Raw genomic sequence first — 15,275 nt, 5'->3', positions numbered from 1 at the left:
CCCCCACGCCCGGGCGGTCCTCCGCCCCCTGCTGACCGCCCTCCTCTCCGTACTGGCCCTGCTCGCCGCCCTCCCCGGCACCGCCCGCGCCGCCGGCGACGGCTTCGCGGCGCCCCGGCCGGACCACCCGGACCGCGACTGGATGGGCTCCACCATCCGCCCGCACGAAGGCGGCGGGGCCGGCGGCGAACCGCCGCGGCTGACCGCGTCCGTCGAAGGCGTGGACGTCAGCAGCCACAACGGCAACGTGGCCTGGACCACCCTCCGGAACTCCGGTGTCCGCTTCGCCTACGTCAAGGCCACCGAGGGCACCGGCTACACCAACCCGTACTTCACCCAGCAGTACAACGGCTCCTACAACGCCGGCATGCTCCGCGGCGCGTACCACTTCGCGCTGCCCGACCACTCCGACGGCACCGCCCAGGCGAACTACTTCGCCGACCACGGCGGCGGCTGGTCCGCCGACGGGAAGACGCTCCCGGGCGTGCTCGACATGGAGTACAACCCCTACGGCGACATCTGCTACGGCATGAGCGGAGCGGCCTTGGTCGACTGGATCGGCGACTTCTTCCGCACCTACCGGCAGCGCACCGGCCGCGACGCCGTCATCTACACCTCCACGACGTGGTGGCAGCGGTGCACCGGCGACTACGCGGGCTTCGGCGCCGTCAACCCGCTGTGGATCCCGCGGTACGCCGACTCCCCGGGGACGCTCCCGTCCGGCTGGAGCTTCCACACCTTCTGGCAGTACACCGACACCGGGCCGGTCGTGGGCGACCACGACCGGTTCAACGGCTCGATGACCCGCCTCCAGGCGCTGGCCGACGGCTGACGCCGCACAGCGCCACGGCGAGGCCGTGCCCCCGGCACATCGGCGCCGGGGGCACGGCCTTCTCCTCCGTGGAAGGTCAGCCGCAGGTACCGGCCGGGCGGTGCCGGGTCACCAGGTCGGTGTAGCCGGTGGTCGCGTCGGTCCACACCACGCGGGTGCCGGTGTCCGCCGCACCGCCGAGCTGCTCACCGCGGTTGCAGGAGACCCGGCCCTTGCGGGCGCCGTCCGGCGAGAACTGCCACAGCTTGGACAGCGTCTCGTTGCGGTACTCCGTGTCCGGGGTCTGCGCCAGGACGGTCACCGCCTCGTCGGAGGCCGTCAGCAGCACGCCGGCCAGCGCGTCCTTGCCCGTCGCCGGGCTGATGTCGACGACGTTCCCGCCGTCCAGGTCCGCGCGGCGCACCGCGGTCAGGCCGGTCCCGTAGTCCGGCAGGCTCAGCCAGAAGACGTGCTTGCCGGTGATCGCGGTCGACTCGACCGAGGCCGTGGCGTCGGTCAGCTTGACCGTGGTCCGCGCGCCGGTCGCGACGTCCAGGATCCCCACGTCGTTCCGGTACACGCCGTCGACGCGGTGCTCGTCGGCGAAGGCGATCCGGCCGTTGTGCAGCGAGGGGTGGTTGGTGCGGTTGAAGCGGCCGGTGCCCGCGGACGGCGGGATGCGGACCGGTTCCTCGTCCTGGCCCAGCCGCAGGTAGGCCGCCGCGGTGTAGCCGCGCCGCCCGTGCTGCTCGAAGGCCACCGTCTTGCCCTCGACCGCCAGCGAGGTGAAGCGGTAGCGGCTGGTGGTGAGCACCTTGATCGGCCCGCCGGCCAGCGGCCGGGCCAGCAGCTGGATGTCCCGGCCCTTGTACGACATCCACACCACCGTCTTGCCGTCGGTGACCGGGTCGACGTGGAAGCGGCCGTCGTTGGGGCTGATCAGCTTGGGCGTGCCGGAGCCGTCGGTGCGGCCGGCCCAGACGGAGTACGCCTCGGTGCCGTCGTCGTTGGACTTGGACGCGGCCCACCAGCCGCCGCCCGCGCCAGCGCGGCTCTCGCTGGTGTTGACCTTGCCCAGCAGCTGGTCGGAGTCCACGCCCATGGCGAGCTCCCAGCCGGGGACGATGCCGTGGGCGTTGAACGACCGCTCGACGGTCCGCAGTTGGACGTCGCTCAGCTTGAGGTCCTTCGCCGCGGCGAGCACGGCGTTGCGGCCCTCGGTGAAGCCGTCCAGCGGGGTGATGTACTCGGTGAGCGCCTTGTAGACGAGCTTGTCGGCGAGCGTCTTGTCCAGGTCCTGGCGGATGTCCCAGAGGGCGCCGGAGAAGATCGTCGAGTTGAGGTGGACGCCGCCGTTGTCGGTGCCGAAGCCCACGCCGAGGAAGGACTTGGAGGTGGTCCTCCCGTCGTTCAGGTCGCGAAAAGCGCAGGCGCGCGGCGTCTTGGTGCGGCACAGCGACTCGCCCAGCAGGCCCGAGTCGGGGTCGTCCATGGCGATGCCGTGGGTGTCGTTCTTGATGGCGTTGCCGAAGTAGTCGGCGATGGCCTCGTTCATGGCGCCGGACTGGCCGGCGTAGACCAGGTTCGCGGAGTTCTCGACGACGCCGTGGGTCATCTCGTGGCCGACGACGTCCAGGCCGGCGGAGAGCGGCCGGTACTCGGCGTCCCCGTTGCCGTACACCATCTTGGTGCCGTCCCAGAAGGCGTTGACGTACGGCATGCCCCAGTAGCTCACGCCCACCAGGGACTTCACGGCCCCGCCGCGGCCGTTGAGGCTGTTCCGGCCGTGCACGGTCCGGTAGTAGTCGTAGACCTTGCCCGCGGCCCAGTGCGCGTCGACCGCGCCGGCCTCGGTGGCCTCCTTGCCGAACGCGGGTCCGGCCGAGCCGAACTCCTTGATGCCCTCGGGCCAGGTGCCGGAGGTCTCCTCGACGGACTTGCCGCGGGCGTCCCAGGTGGAGAGCTCGTTCTTGGTGCTGTCGCGCATCCGGGACAGGTCGCGCATGACGTACTCGCCGCGCTCCGCGTCCTTGAACACTTGGAGGTCGACGGACTTGCCGTCGAGCCGGACGCCGGTACCGGCGGTGGTGCCGTCCTGCGGTCCGTCGGCCGCCACGCCGTGCCGTGCGGCGGTGCGGTTCGCGGTCGCGGGCTTTCCGGCGGGGGTCCCCTGCGGGCCGAACGTCTTGATGGCGCTGTACTGGAGGACCGGGTAGCCGGACTTCGCGTCGACGTACACCTCCTCCAGCACCGGCCGGCCGGTGGCCGGGTCGGCGCCGCGCACGGTGACGTGCTGGGTGAGGACGCCCTCGCCCTTGGGCAGGACGACCAAGCCGCGGGCGGTGCCGGTGAGGGCGGGTGCCTTCTCGGCGTCTTCTCGGTCGTCCGCGCCCTTGCGGGGTCCGGCAGCCGCCCGTTTCCCGGCGAGCCGGTCCTCGGTGGCGCCGACGGCCCGCTCGACGGCGAGTTCGGCGTCGACATCGGGCGTGGTGGCGGTCTTCAGCCCGGTGAAGTACTTGCCGGAGGTGCCGGTGACGACGCGTTTGCCGTCCTTGTGTTCCATCCGCACGACGTACTGGCCGCCCAGGACCTCCACGCCCCGGTGCCGCTGCTGGAGCCGTACCGTCTCGGCCGCCCCCGCGCTCAGGGTCTGCACCGGGCGCAGGTCGCGGCCTGGGTCGGCGATGCGGTAGCGGCCCTTCTTCTCCGCGAGGTGGCCGCGGGCCGCGTCGGCGGGGCTGCCGGTGGCCTTCACGGGCTCCCGGATGCCCCGGACCAGCGCCGGGGTCGCGGTCTTGGCGGCCGGGATCACCTGGCCGGGCCCGTCCGCCGGCTTCGCCGGGTCGGCGTGGGCCGGGACCGCCGACACGACGAGCGCGGCGGCGCCGAACAGCGCCGCCGCACCGGATATGCCGCTCTGTGCTCTCTTCGCTCTCGGTCTTCCCGCTCTGCCTGAACGTGCTCCGGGACTGCGCAAGGTCTCCCCCTCGGTACGCGCCGGACGTCCGAGCCGGGCGTCTGTGCCAGACGGTGGCTCCGGACGGTGGAACTGCTTCAAGGCAGGGCCATGCAAGCGGCAGCCGGTCGGCCGGACAATGGGGAGGGGTATTCCGCGGGCACTTTTCGGCCGGTCCGGGGGCGGGGTCCGAGAGGGGCGGAACGGGACGTTCCCGCGGCGGATTCACACCGTCCGCCGCCGTTCCGCCGCCGGAATCGGCCGTTCCCGGGCGAACGCGTGGCCGCGGGGGCCGGTTCAGCCCTTGCGCACGGTGTCCACGACACGCGAGAAGTCGTCCCGGCCGTACCCCTCGTCGATCGTCCGGCGGGCGACGGCGAGGGCCGCGTCCAGGACACCGGTGTCCAGTCCGCGCGCGGCCGAGGCGTGGAGGACGTGCTCGATGCCGGCCGCGACGGAGATGACGTTCGAGACGTCGCCCGGGTGGCGGTCCGCGTCGATCCGCTCCGCGTACAGCGGCACCACGTGCCCCAGCAGCGACACGATTCCCTGGGAGTACGGCAGGAGCTGCGCGGCCGTGATGCCCTCGGCCCGGGCCAGGGCCAGGCCGTGGAAGTAGCCGCTCACGGCCGTCCAGGCGAAGTCCAGGACCGCGACGTCGAAGGCGGCGGCGCGGCCGGGGTCGGTGCCGAGGTGGTCGGAGCGGCCGCCGAGGGCGGCCAGGGCGGCCCGATGCGCCGCGAACTCCTCCTCCGGGCCGCTGTAGATGACGGTGGCGGCGTCGGTGCCGATCGTCGTCGCGGGCGTCAGGATGGATCCGTCCAGGTAGCCGATGCCGTGCTCGGCGGCCCAGGCGGCGGTGGCCCGGGCCCGGTCGGGCGAGTCGGCGGTGAGGTTGACCAGCGTCCGGCCGCGCAGCGCGTCGGCGGCGGGGCGGACGATCGCGTCCACCGCGGCGTAGTCGATCACGCACACGATGACGAGGGGCGACGCGGCGACCGCCGCCCGGGCCGACTCGGCTTCCACAACCCCCCGTTCGACGAGCTCGCCGGCGCGGCCGGGGGTGCGGTTCCAGACGGTCACGGGGTGACCGGCGGCGAGCAGCGCGCCGGCGAGGGCGCGGCCCATGGGGCCCATGCCGAGGACGGTGACGGGGGTGGTGTCGGGGGAATCGTTTCGGGACTCGGTGGAGGGTTCGGGGGAATGAATCGCCATGCCGCGAAGCTAAACCCTCACGTCGACGTGAGAGTCAACTCGGCGGATGGGGAGGCGCATTGCGCATCGGGGAACTGGCACGGCGTTCGGGCGTCAGCCCGCGGGCCCTGCGCTACTACGAGGAGCAGGGCCTGCTGCGACCGGAGCGCCGGCCGAGCGGCTACCGCGAGTACGGCGAGGACGCCGTCCGGACCGTCCGCGACGTCCGCACCCTGTTGGCGGCGGGGCTGGGCACGGCCACCATCGCGGCGGTGCTGCCGTGTACGGCCGGGGACGAGGCGCTGGTGCTGCCCGACTGCTCGCCGCTGGCGGAGGAGGTGCTGGCGGAACGGGACCGGATCAGGACGCGGAGGGCGGAACTCGGCGCGGCCCTCGACCTGTTGGAGGAGATGATCGACCGGTCGGGGCTGGAGCCCGCCGGCGGCGGCGCCGGAGCCCCCGGTCCGGCACGGCGCGGGCCCGGGCGCCCTCCGGCGGAAAGTCCTGGCCACGGCCCGGGCACCTGCCGCACGATGAGCCCATGTTCACCACGCTCATCGCCTTCCTCGGCGCCTGCACACTGATCGCGGCCTCCCCCGGCCCCGGCACCATGCTCATCATCCGCAAGTCGCTGCAGAGCAGACGGGCGGGTTTCCTGACCGTGCTGGGCAACGAGACGGGGGTCTTCGTCTGGGGCTTGGCCGCCGCGTTCGGCCTGACGGCGCTGCTGGCGGCGTCCGAGGTGGCGTACGACGTGATGCGGATCGTCGGGGCCGTGGTGCTGGTGACGTTCGGGGTCAGGACGCTGCTGGAAGTGCGGCGCGGAGCCCGGAAGGCCGCCGAGGGGGAGGGCTCGCCGCGGCTGGAGCCCGAGCCTGAGCCGGAACGTTCCGGCTGGTCCTCGTACCGGACGGGCCTGCTGGTCAATCTGGCGAACCCGAAGGCGGCGGTGTTCGCGATGTCGTTCCTGCCGCAGTTCGTCCCGGAGGGGATGCCGCACCTGCCGACGATGGTGGGACTGGCCGCGATCTGGGCGGTGTTCGAGGTGGGGTACTACGGGATGTACGTGTGGTTCGTGGGCCGGATGCGGGCGGTGCTGTCGCGGGAGCGGGTGCGCAGGCGGCTGGAGCAGGCCTCGGGCGGGGTGCTGGTGGCGCTCGGGGTGCGGATGGCCGTCGAGGGCTGAGTGCGAGCCCCGGCGCCGGTCCGGTACCCGGAGCCGGCGGCGGCACTTCCGTGACGCGCGCGGATCAGCGACGGCCCCAGGAGGCGGTGGCGACGGTACGGCCGCCGGCGTCCCGCAGGGTGGCCTTGTCGCGGTCGTTGTTCCAGACGTAGGTGCGCTGGTTCTGGTACACGTCCTTGGCGGTGTCGCGGCCGGTGCCGGTGTGGACGCGCACGGAGGCGTGGGCGGCGAGGCGCAGCTTGCCGAAGCGGTAGGTGTGGCGCTCGTTGTCGGTGAGCGTCCAGCGGCTGAGGTCCACGGCCTTCTTGCCGGTGTTGGTGACGGTGACCCACTCGGCGTTCAGGCTCCGGTTCGAGCGGTCGTCACGCCCCGGGCTGTCGTACTGGATCTTGCCGAACACGACGGTCGGCCGAGCGGCCACGCTCTGCTCCGCCGCCACCGCCGCGGGCGCGACGGCGGACGCCAGCGCCGCGCCGCAGGCGGCGGCGGTGACCAGACGGGCTATGGATCGCGACAAGGGAACCTCTGCTTTCCGGCACGACGGCCCGGTGGGGGCCGCCGCGACCACGACTGACGCCCGACGGCTGCCGGGCCCGCCCACTCTCGCGCGGAGGCGACCGTTCCGTGAAAGGGAGGGGGTGTGCTGTGACGCAGTTCTCACCGTTCCCGGACGCCGCGCGGACACCGGCAGCCCCTGACCGTGGGGTGATCATGGTTCCTCCGGAACCTCCGCCCGGACAGCCACCACGAGAGGGACGATCCGCGATGCTCCCGATCCCCGCCGACCCCACCGTCCTCCACCCGATGCCCGGCCAGTCGCGGGTGGTGCTGCTCAAGCCGCTGGTCACGTCCCCGCTGATCGAGGTCGGCGAATTCTCGTACTACGACGACCCGGACGACCCGACGGCCTTCGAGACCCGGAACGTCCTGTACCACTACGGTCCGGAGAAGCTGGTCATCGGCAAATTCTGCGCCCTGGGCGAGGGGACGCGCTTCGTGATGAACGGCGCCAATCACCGCATGGACGGCCCCTCCACCTTCCCCTTCCCCATCATGGGCGGCTCCTGGTCCGACCACTTCGACCTGATCACCGGCCTGCCCGGCCGGGGCGACACGGTCGTCGGCCACGACGTCTGGTTCGGCTACCGCTCCCTGGTGATGCCCGGCGTCCGCGTCGGCCACGGCGCGATCATCGCCGCCGGCTCGGTCGTGGTGGACGACGTCCCGGACTACGCGATCGTCGGCGGCAACCCGGCGAAGGTGATCCGGTACCGGTACGCGCCCGAGGACATCGTGCGCCTGCTCGAACTGGCCTGGTGGGACTGGCCGCTCGACCACATCACGCGGCACGTCCGCACCATCATGTCGGGCACGCTCGACGAACTGGAAGCGGCGGCTCCGGGGCGCGGTTGACATGCCGGCGGGGCGCGATTCGGCACGGGAGACGCTCCGTCACGCTGCCCGGACACCGAGCCGGCCGCCGCGCCGGCTCGGTGACGAACGTCCCATCGGGGGGCGATGTCACCCGCGCCGCCGACTCCGTACAGTGTGCCCATGACGCAGCGTCCCCAGGACCGTTCCGCCGCCGCGCCGGATCGTACGCGGCGCGCCGTCTTCGGCGAGGTGGCGGAGACGTATGACGACACACGCCCCGGCTATCCCGGGCAACTGGTCGACGACGTCGTCGCGTTCGCTCGTTGCGGCACGTCCGGCGAGGGCGGTGTCGAGGCGCTGGAAGTCGGCGCGGGTACCGGGAAGGCGACCCTGGCGTTCGCCGCGCGCGGAGTGCGGGTGACGGCCGTGGAGCCGGATCCCCGCATGGCCGCCGTCCTGGCCCGGCACTCCGCGGACCGGACCGATGTCACCGTGGTGGGCGCGGAGTTCGAGACGTGGGATACCGCCGGGCGCCGCTTCGGGCTGCTCTTCTCCGCCCAGGCGTGGCACTGGGTGGACCCGGCGGTGCGCTGGACACGCGCACGCGCCGTGCTGCGGCCCGGCGGCGCGCTCGCGCTGTTCTGGAACGACTGGTACGTCACCGACGAGGCACTGCGGAGCGAACTCGCCGCCGTGCACGACCGGTTCCTGCCCGACCGGCCTCCGCACTCGATCCTCGACGAGCAGCCACGCGAGTCGGTCCGCGGCGCGAACTCCTGGGCGGCCGCGGAACTCCGCGCGGACGGCGGCTTCACCGACCTCGACCACCGCGTCTACTCCGCCGCGCACGAGCGCTCCACCACCGGCCTCAGCGGCCTGCTGTCCTCCCTGTCCTTCTACCGCGCCCTGCCGGAGGACACCCGCCGCCCTCTGATCGCCGAGGTCGCGCAGACCGTGGACGCGTACGGCGGGCGCGTCGGCCTGACGACGAAGACGGGGCTGTTCCTGGCACGAACGAGGCGGTGAGGGGGCGGGGCGGCGAGGGGACGCCCCCTCATTCGTGGCCGAACTCGGCGGTGTCGACAGTCAGTCCGACGACCGTATCCGTCAGCTCCACCGGATCACCGAACTTCACCGCCGGCTCCAGGCGGTACGCCCCGTCCTTCGGGTCCCGGTAGACATGGCAGAGCCCCGTGTACGGGTCGATGATCAGCAGCACGGGAACGCCCGCCGCCGCGTAGGCGTCCTTCTTGGGCCCGTAGTCGTTGCGGGCCGTGTCCTTGGAAATCACCTCGGCGACGAACTCGACGTCCTGATGCTCCCAACGGCCCTTGGCGTTCTTCTCCGCCTCTTCCTTCAGCAGGACGACGTCGGCCGCGAAGCCGTTCAGGTGGCCGGGGAAGTCGATGCGGACATCGGATTTGACCCTTCGGCGCGGATACTTCACGCGGAGCTGGTCGTAAACGTTGGCGATGATGTCCCAGTGATTGTCCCGTTGCGGCGACATGTAGATGGCCCCCTCGACGATCTCCACCTTGTAGCCCTCGGGGACGGGCATCCGCTCAAGCCAGTCGAACAGCACGTCCAGACTCAGCTCGTCGCTCTCGGCCATCTCGATCAGCTCGATCCTGTCGGTCAGCTCGATGGTCACCGTGCGCTCCTCCCCGCCGCCGCGCAGTGCGGGCAGCCGCGCGGTACAACGATACGCACGGCCGATGCGCCACGCCCGGCTCGGTGAGATGTGCGTCACCACCCCTCGCCCACCCCGCCGGTCCTTCGCTCCCTCGCCCGAAGCCACTGGTCGGCCCCGGGAAGCGCTACCGTTCATCGCGGGCCCGGACAGATGGAGGAGCAATGACGGCGCGACACGACGAACAACCGTCCGAACTGATCCCGCGACCGGATATGACTTTTCCCGCGCTGAGAGCGGCGCTCGCCCGAGTGGCTCCGTCGCGTCTGGCCGAATTCCAGGCAGACCGTGACATGGCCTTCACCTCCGCCACCCAACACGGTTCGTTCCAACCGATTCGCTTCTTCCAGATCAAGTGGGCCACCGAGATCGAAATCGAGCGTCGACCGGCCCTCGCGGCCCGTTATCAGGCGGCATTGGACGCGGCCAACACACTCGACCGCGCCGATCCGCGGTGGCGTGACGCCATGGACGCCTGCATGGCTGTCTACGAAGAGGCAAGGTCCGCGGTGTCAGATGGGTGACGTTTGGTGCTGGGAATACGACCCATCGCCCGACCACGTCATCGGCGACATCGATCACCTCGCGTTTCTCGCGAAAGTCGAGGAGAGAGCCGATGAACTCGTCCGTGCAGCGGCAGCCCTATAGCTGGACGGAGGGAAGTACGAAGGCCCTTCCCCTCGAATGCAGAACGAGATCATCGGGTCTTTCGGAATGTTTGTCTACCAGGTAGTCCCGCGTCATCAGAAGGTCTACATCCGCCAGGTCACCTTTCTGCCCTGAAGGCCGGTCCCGTGCGTCAGGAGCCAGGCGGAATCGCTCACTCGTCCACCGGCTCCCACACCGCCCCGCCGTCCTCCGTCCGGCGGACGCGGCCGAAGGGGACGTCGGCGAAGTGGATGCCGAAGCCGAGGGTGCCGGGTTCGGAGAGGCGGTCGACGAGGGTGCGGCGGAAGGCCGTGGAACGGGCCGGGTCGTGGTCGACGACCGCGGCCCATTCGGGGTGGGCGACCTGAAGCGGGGTGTGCATCGCGTCGCCGAAGGCGAGCAGGCGCCGGTCGCCGCCGGTGATGACGTAGGCGACGTGGCCGATCGTGTGGCCGGGGGCGAAGAGGGCCCGGACGCCCGGGAAGATCTCGTCGCCGTCGGCGACGGTACGGATGTTGCCCTCGATGGCGGCGATCGTCTCCTTGGCGACGCCGTGTTCCTCGGTGGCGAGGTGGCGGTCGCGCCACTCCGGCTCCGCGATCAGGTGGGGCACGCCCGCCTCGGCGAGCCGCTCGGACCAGCCGACGTGGTCGAGGTGGAGGTGGGTGACGGCCACCGCCTCCAGCGTGGCCGGCGGCCGGCCGAGCGCGGTGAGGTGGTCCGGGAGCGTGCCGCCGGCGATCCTGCCCACGGGCCTGCCGGGCTCCGCCGGGAGCGTGAGGGGGCCGACGCCGGCGTCGATCAGCAGGGCGCGGTCGCCGTGCTCCACCAGCAGGCCGCCCACGCCGGCCACGAGGTAGCCGTCGGGGTCGAGGTACTCGGGGTGGGCGGCCCACACCTCGTCCGTCGTGGCGGGCAGCCAGCCGCGTGGGGACAGTTGGACCGCGCCGTCGGGCACATAGGTGACCTTGGTGTCGCCGAGGCGGAGGGAGCGGACACCGGCGGGGCGGGTGAGGCGAGTGGGGCGGTCGAGGCTGGACTCAGTGTTCGTCATGCTGCGAACAACGGCCCGTCGGAGCGCAGGATTCCCATGCTCCGACGGGCCGTCAGGAAATGTTGATTTGTAGGGTCGTAGCAGGTCAGGCCGCTGCGGTCGCCGCCACCGAGGCCGACGCGGCCGCCGGTGCCGTTGCCGGTGCCGTCGCCGGTTCGAGAGCCAGCTCCAGCACCTGCCGGACGTCCGAGACCGCGTGGACGTCCAGCTTCTCCAGGACCTCGGCGGGGACGTCGTCGAGATCGGGCTCGTTGCGCTTGGGGATGACGACGGTCGTGACACCCGCCCGGTGCGCGGCCAGCAGCTTCTGCTTCACGCCGCCGATCGGCAGGACGCGCCCGGTCAGCGAGACCTCACCGGTCATGGCGACGTCGGGGCGGACCCGGCGGCCGGAGAGCAGCGAGGCCAGGGCCGTCGTCATGGTGATGCCCGCGCTCGGGCCGTCCTTGGGCACGGCGCCCGCCGGGACGTGCAGGTGGACGCCGCGCTCCTTGAAGTCGGCGACGGGCAGCTCCAGTTCGGCGCCGTGCGAGCGGAGGAAGGAGAGGGCGATCTGCGCGGACTCCTTCATCACGTCGCCGAGCTGCCCGGTGAGCGTCAGCCCGGCGCCGCCCGTCTCCGGGTCGGCGAGGGACGCCTCGACGAAGAGGACGTCACCGCCCGCGCCGGTGACGGCCAGGCCGGTGGCCACGCCCGGGACCGAGGTGCGCCGCTCGGCCGGGTCCTGGGCGGACTCGGGGGTGTGGTGCGGCCGGCCGATCAGCGGCCGCAGCTCGTCCACACCGATCGTGAACGGCAGCTTCCGCTCGCCGAGTTCGTGCTGGGCCACGACCTTGCGGAGCAGCCGGGCCAGGTACCGCTCCAGGGTGCGGACGCCCGCCTCGCGGGTGTACTCGCCGGCGAGCCGGCGCAGCGCCGCGTCGTCCACCACGACCTCGCCGGGCTCCAGACCGGCCCGCTCCAGCTGCCGGGGCAGCAGGTGGTCACGGGCGATGACGATCTTCTCGTCCTCGGTGTAACCGTCGAGGCGGACGAGCTCCATCCGGTCCAGCAGGGGCTGCGGGATGGCCTCCAGGACGTTGGCGGTGGCCAGGAACACCACGTCGGAGAGGTCGAGTTCGACCTCCAGGTAGTGGTCGCGGAAGGTGTGGTTCTGCGCGGGATCCAGGACCTCCAGGAGGGCCGCGGCGGGGTCGCCGCGGAAGTCGGAGCCGACCTTGTCGATCTCGTCGAGGAGGACGACCGGGTTCATGGAACCCGCCTCCTTGACGGCGCGCACGATACGGCCGGGGAGCGCGCCGACGTACGTACGCCGGTGGCCGCGGATCTCCGCCTCGTCGCGGACGCCGCCCAGCGCGACCCGGACGAACTCCCGCCCCATCGCCTTGGCGATGCTCTCGCCGAGCGAGGTCTTCCCGACGCCGGGCGGGCCGACGAGCGCGAGCACCGCGCCCCCGCGCCGCCCGCCGACCACGCCCAGCCCCCGGTCGGCGCGCCGCTTGCGCACCGCCAGGTACTCGGTGATCCGCTCCTTGACGTCGTCCAGGCCCGCGTGGTCCGCGTCGAGCACGGCCCGGGCGCCCGGGATGTCGTACGCGTCCTCCGTGCGCTTCGTCCAGGGCATCTCCAGGACGGTGTCGAGCCAGGTGCGGATCCAGCCGCTCTCGGGGCTCTGGTCGGAGGCGCGCTCCAGCTTGTCGACCTCCTTCAGGGCCGCCTCGCGGACCTTCTCCGGCAGGTCGGCGGCCTCCACCCGGGCGCGGTAGTCGTCGGACTCGCCGCCCGGCTCTCCGTTGAGCTCGGCCAGCTCCTTGCGGACGGCCTCCAGCTGGCGGCGGAGCAGGAACTCGCGCTGCTGCTTGTCGACGCCCTCCTGGACGTCCTTGGCGATGGCCTCGGCGACGTCCTGTTCCGCGAGGTGGTCGCCGAGCCACTTCACGGCGAGCTTCAGCCGCGCGACCGGCTCGGCGGTCTCCAGCAGCTCGACCCGCTGGGCGACGGTGAGGAACGGCGAGTAGCCGGAGTTGTCGGCGAGCTGGGCGGGGTCGTCGATCTGCTGGACCCGGTCGACCACCTGCCAGGCACCGCGCTTGCGGAGCCAGCTGGTGGCCAGCGCCTTGTACTCCTTCATCAGCTCGGTGACGGCGCCCGGCAGCGGATCCGGGGTCACCTCCTCGACGGCCGTCCCCTCCACCCACAGCGCGGCACCGGGCCCGGTGGTCCCGGCGCCGATCCGCACCCGGCGGACACCGCGGATGAGGGCGCCCGGATCCCCGTCGGAGAGCCGGCCGACCTGCTCCACCGTGCCCAGGGTGCCGACGCCCGCGTAGGTGCCGTCGACGCGCGGGACCAGCAGCACGCGCGGCTTCGCGCCGCCCTGCGCCGCGGCCTGCGCCGCCTCGACGGCCGCGCGCACCTCGGCGTGGGTGAGGTCCAGCGGAACGACCATTCCCGGCAGGACCACCTCGTCGTCGAGCGGCAGCACGGGCAGGGTCAGCGATGCGACGGCCTTGCTGTCAGCGGCCTCAGCAGCCATGATCTCCCCTTCGGCAGGCAAGTTGAGCTCTGCTGACTCAATGCTTCTGAGTTCAGGGATGTTCCCGGGACTTTGTTCGCTGTGAGCGATCAGCGTCGTGCGTGGTCGAGGCCGCGGGCCCCGGCCGTCCCCGCTCCCCTCTTCCCGTTCCCCGTCCGGCCGTTGTCAGAGGGCGCCCCTACGCTCCGGGGCATGGGAATGACCGGACAGTACGTGCGCTTCGCCCCCGCCGAGTACGCCCGCGCCCTCGCCGACCCGGCGTGGGCCGTGGGCCAGGCCTACGCCCGGCTCGGCGCGGAACCCGTCGAGCAGCCCGATCCCGCGGCGGCGCGGGCCCTCGACATCGACAAGATGTGGCACGGGCTGGCCTTCCTGCTCGACCGCGTCGAGTTCCCCGTGGACGTCGTGTTCGGCGACGCGGCGGTTCCCGGGGCGGGCGACTGGGGGTGCGGGGCGCCGCGCCATCTCGCGCCCGAACGGGTGCGGGAGGCCGCCGACGCGCTGGCCCGGATACCCGCGGAGCGCCTCCTGGAGGGGGTCGGCCCGGCCGACCTCGCCCGCGAGGAGGTCTATCCGTCGCTGATCTGGGAGCGCGGCGAGTCGTTGCGGTGCATCACCGCCGAGTACGAGCGGCTGGTGCCGTTCTTCGGGGCCGCGGCGCGGGAGGGGGACGGGATGTTCATGTGGCTCCACTAGCGGGTCCGGGCGGCGGCACCCGCCCCTCAGTGCCCCGCCCGCCGGACCGTCCGTCCCTGCCGGGCCGCTCGAACGCCCTGGACGCTCTGGACGCCCCGCCCGCCCTGGCCGCCGTGGCCGGGAAAGGCGCGGCGGTAGTCCGTCGGGGTGATGCCGAAGTGCAGCGTGAAGTGGCGGCGCAGGTTGGCGGACGTGCCCAGGCCGCTGAGCTGTCCCACCCGCTCCACCGGGAGGGAGGTGGCCTCCAGCAGGGACTGCGCACGGGCCAGGCGCTGCTGGAGAAGCCACTGGAGGGGCGTGGTGCCGGTGGCGGCCTGGAGGCGGCGGAAGAACGTGCGGGGGCTCATGCCCGCGCGGGCGGCCAGATCGTCGACGGTGAGCGGCTGGTCGAGGCGTTCGGTGGCCCACTGCAGGACGGGCGCCAGGCCGTCGTCGCCGGTCTCGGGGACGGAGACCTCGACGAACTGGGCCTGCCCGCCGGGCCGGTGGGCCGGGACGACGAGCCGCCGGGCGAGCTGGTTGGCGACGTGGGCGCCCAGGTCGCGGCGGACGAGGTGGAGGCAGAGGTCGAGGCCGGCCGTGACGCCGGCGCTGGTGAGGACGTTCCCGTCGTCCACGTAGAGCACCGAGTCGTCCACCGTCACCTCGGGGTGCCGGCGGGCCAGGGCCTCGGTGTGCATCCAGTGGGCGGTCGCGCGGCGGCCGTCGAGGACCCCCGCGGCGGCCAGGGCGAAGGCTCCGGCGCACAGGGAGACCATCCGCGCGCCCCGGTCGGCGGCGCGCCGGAGCGCGCGCAGGAGCTCGTCCGGCAGTTCGCGCTCGCCGTCGACGCACGCCTCGGGAACGGACGGGATGATCACGGTGTCCGCGCCGTCCAGCCCCTCCAGCCCGTGGGGGGTGCGCAGCGTGAAGCCGAGGGGGCTCGGCGCCGGCCGGTCCGGGGACGAGGCTGAGGGCGGGGACGCGGACGAGGACGGGCCCGCGGCGCACAGGCGGAGGTCGTACCAGGGGTCGGCGAGATCGGGGTGCGGAATGCCGAAGACGGTGCAGACCACCCCCAGCTCGTACAGATCCCAGTAGGGGATGTCGTCGTCGATCACCGCCACGGCCACGGAACCAGCGCTCATGGA

General features: G+C 72.6%; 13 protein-coding genes and 1 pseudogene. 7 read left to right on the top strand and 7 right to left on the bottom strand.

Features of this window, described 5'->3' with window-relative positions:
• The first annotated feature begins 28 nt into the window (after positions 1 to 28).
• The gene (locus tag ACSNOK_RS07855; RefSeq protein ID WP_436779866.1) at positions 29 to 832 is read left to right on the top strand and encodes a lysozyme; all 804 of its coding nucleotides are present in this window, start codon (positions 29 to 31) and stop codon (positions 830 to 832) included.
• 76 nt (positions 833 to 908) lie between these two features.
• Here the strand turns inward: ACSNOK_RS07855 and ACSNOK_RS07850 are convergent, their stop codons facing one another.
• Together ACSNOK_RS07850 and ACSNOK_RS07845 are read right to left on the bottom strand one after the other, a co-directional pair.
• The gene (locus tag ACSNOK_RS07850) at positions 909 to 3,680 is read right to left on the bottom strand and encodes a M4 family metallopeptidase (protein WP_436779864.1); all 2,772 of its coding nucleotides are present in this window, start codon (positions 3,678 to 3,680) and stop codon (positions 909 to 911) included.
• 384 nt (positions 3,681 to 4,064) lie between these two features.
• Positions 4,065 to 4,982: an NAD(P)-dependent oxidoreductase gene (locus tag ACSNOK_RS07845; protein ID WP_436779863.1), complete on the bottom strand. Its 918-nt coding sequence runs from the start codon at positions 4,980 to 4,982 to the stop codon at positions 4,065 to 4,067.
• Positions 4,983 to 5,041: 59 nt separating this feature from the next.
• Here ACSNOK_RS07845 and ACSNOK_RS07840 point away from each other — a divergent pair.
• Together ACSNOK_RS07840 and ACSNOK_RS07835 are read left to right on the top strand one after the other, a co-directional pair.
• Positions 5,042 to 5,410: pseudogene (locus tag ACSNOK_RS07840) on the top strand (MerR family transcriptional regulator); the annotation flags it as partial.
• A gap of 92 nt (positions 5,411 to 5,502) precedes the next feature.
• Positions 5,503 to 6,147 carry a LysE family translocator gene (locus ACSNOK_RS07835; RefSeq protein ID WP_436779862.1) on the top strand — a complete coding sequence of 215 codons (645 nt, stop codon included), beginning with the start codon at positions 5,503 to 5,505 and terminating at the stop codon, positions 6,145 to 6,147.
• Between the two features lie 64 nt (positions 6,148 to 6,211).
• On the opposite strand, the gene ACSNOK_RS07830 is transcribed toward ACSNOK_RS07835, so the two are convergent.
• The gene (locus ACSNOK_RS07830; RefSeq protein ID WP_436779861.1) at positions 6,212 to 6,664 is read right to left on the bottom strand and encodes a lamin tail domain-containing protein; all 453 of its coding nucleotides are present in this window, start codon (positions 6,662 to 6,664) and stop codon (positions 6,212 to 6,214) included.
• Positions 6,665 to 6,912: 248 nt separating this feature from the next.
• Between ACSNOK_RS07830 and ACSNOK_RS07825 the strand changes: the two genes are divergently transcribed.
• Both ACSNOK_RS07825 and ACSNOK_RS07820 read left to right on the top strand, forming a co-directional pair.
• Positions 6,913 to 7,560: a CatB-related O-acetyltransferase gene (locus tag ACSNOK_RS07825; RefSeq protein WP_436779860.1), complete on the top strand. Its 648-nt coding sequence runs from the start codon at positions 6,913 to 6,915 to the stop codon at positions 7,558 to 7,560.
• 141 nt (positions 7,561 to 7,701) lie between these two features.
• On the top strand, positions 7,702 to 8,547 hold the full coding sequence (locus tag ACSNOK_RS07820) for a class I SAM-dependent methyltransferase (RefSeq protein ID WP_436779859.1): 846 nt from the start codon (positions 7,702 to 7,704) through the stop codon (positions 8,545 to 8,547).
• 28 nt (positions 8,548 to 8,575) lie between these two features.
• On the opposite strand, the gene ACSNOK_RS07815 is transcribed toward ACSNOK_RS07820, so the two are convergent.
• Entirely contained in the window at positions 8,576 to 9,172 is a 597-nt protein-coding gene (locus ACSNOK_RS07815) for a Uma2 family endonuclease (RefSeq protein ID WP_436779858.1), read from the bottom strand.
• 203 nt (positions 9,173 to 9,375) lie between these two features.
• On the opposite strand from ACSNOK_RS07815, the gene ACSNOK_RS07810 reads away from it, so the two are divergent.
• A complete protein-coding gene (locus ACSNOK_RS07810; RefSeq protein ID WP_436779857.1) occupies positions 9,376 to 9,735 on the top strand; it encodes a hypothetical protein in 360 nt (119 codons plus the stop codon).
• A 296-nt stretch (positions 9,736 to 10,031) separates the two neighbouring features.
• Here the strand turns inward: ACSNOK_RS07810 and ACSNOK_RS07805 are convergent, their stop codons facing one another.
• Together ACSNOK_RS07805 and lon are read right to left on the bottom strand one after the other, a co-directional pair.
• Positions 10,032 to 10,913 carry an MBL fold metallo-hydrolase gene (locus ACSNOK_RS07805; RefSeq protein ID WP_436779856.1) on the bottom strand — a complete coding sequence of 294 codons (882 nt, stop codon included), beginning with the start codon at positions 10,911 to 10,913 and terminating at the stop codon, positions 10,032 to 10,034.
• Between the two features lie 85 nt (positions 10,914 to 10,998).
• Positions 10,999 to 13,449 carry an endopeptidase La gene (gene lon, locus ACSNOK_RS07800; protein ID WP_436779855.1) on the bottom strand — a complete coding sequence of 817 codons (2,451 nt, stop codon included), beginning with the start codon at positions 13,447 to 13,449 and terminating at the stop codon, positions 10,999 to 11,001.
• 192 nt (positions 13,450 to 13,641) lie between these two features.
• On the opposite strand from lon, the gene ACSNOK_RS07795 reads away from it, so the two are divergent.
• The gene (locus tag ACSNOK_RS07795; protein WP_436779854.1) at positions 13,642 to 14,145 is read left to right on the top strand and encodes a YfbM family protein; all 504 of its coding nucleotides are present in this window, start codon (positions 13,642 to 13,644) and stop codon (positions 14,143 to 14,145) included.
• Positions 14,146 to 14,171: 26 nt separating this feature from the next.
• Here the strand turns inward: ACSNOK_RS07795 and ACSNOK_RS07790 are convergent, their stop codons facing one another.
• Entirely contained in the window at positions 14,172 to 15,257 is a 1,086-nt protein-coding gene (locus ACSNOK_RS07790; protein WP_436779865.1) for a helix-turn-helix domain-containing protein, read from the bottom strand.
• Between the last annotated feature and the right edge of the window lie 18 nt (positions 15,258 to 15,275).

Origin of the sequence: Streptomyces sp. URMC 126 (genome assembly GCF_051386555.1) — a bacterium.
GTDB lineage: Bacteria > Actinomycetota > Actinomycetes > Streptomycetales > Streptomycetaceae > Streptomyces.
Note: the sequence above shows the minus strand (reverse complement) of the source record. Positions and strands in the feature narration are given on the sequence as shown.

Bases quoted from the DNA above. Each gene is read 5' to 3' on its own strand.
- ACSNOK_RS07795 (WP_436779854.1), top strand. From the start codon at position 13,642: ATGGGAATGACCGGACAGTACGTGCGCTTCGCCCCCGCCGAGTACGCC.
- ACSNOK_RS07805 (WP_436779856.1), bottom strand. From the start codon at position 10,913: ATGACGAACACTGAGTCCAGCCTCGACCGCCCCACTCGCCTCACCCGC.
- lon (WP_436779855.1), bottom strand. From the start codon at position 13,449: ATGGCTGCTGAGGCCGCTGACAGCAAGGCCGTCGCATCGCTGACCCTG.
- ACSNOK_RS07845 (WP_436779863.1), bottom strand. From the start codon at position 4,982: ATGGCGATTCATTCCCCCGAACCCTCCACCGAGTCCCGAAACGATTCC.
- ACSNOK_RS07835 (WP_436779862.1), top strand. From the start codon at position 5,503: ATGTTCACCACGCTCATCGCCTTCCTCGGCGCCTGCACACTGATCGCG.
- ACSNOK_RS07825 (WP_436779860.1), top strand. From the start codon at position 6,913: ATGCTCCCGATCCCCGCCGACCCCACCGTCCTCCACCCGATGCCCGGC.
- ACSNOK_RS07820 (WP_436779859.1), top strand. From the start codon at position 7,702: ATGACGCAGCGTCCCCAGGACCGTTCCGCCGCCGCGCCGGATCGTACG.
- ACSNOK_RS07810 (WP_436779857.1), top strand. From the start codon at position 9,376: ATGACGGCGCGACACGACGAACAACCGTCCGAACTGATCCCGCGACCG.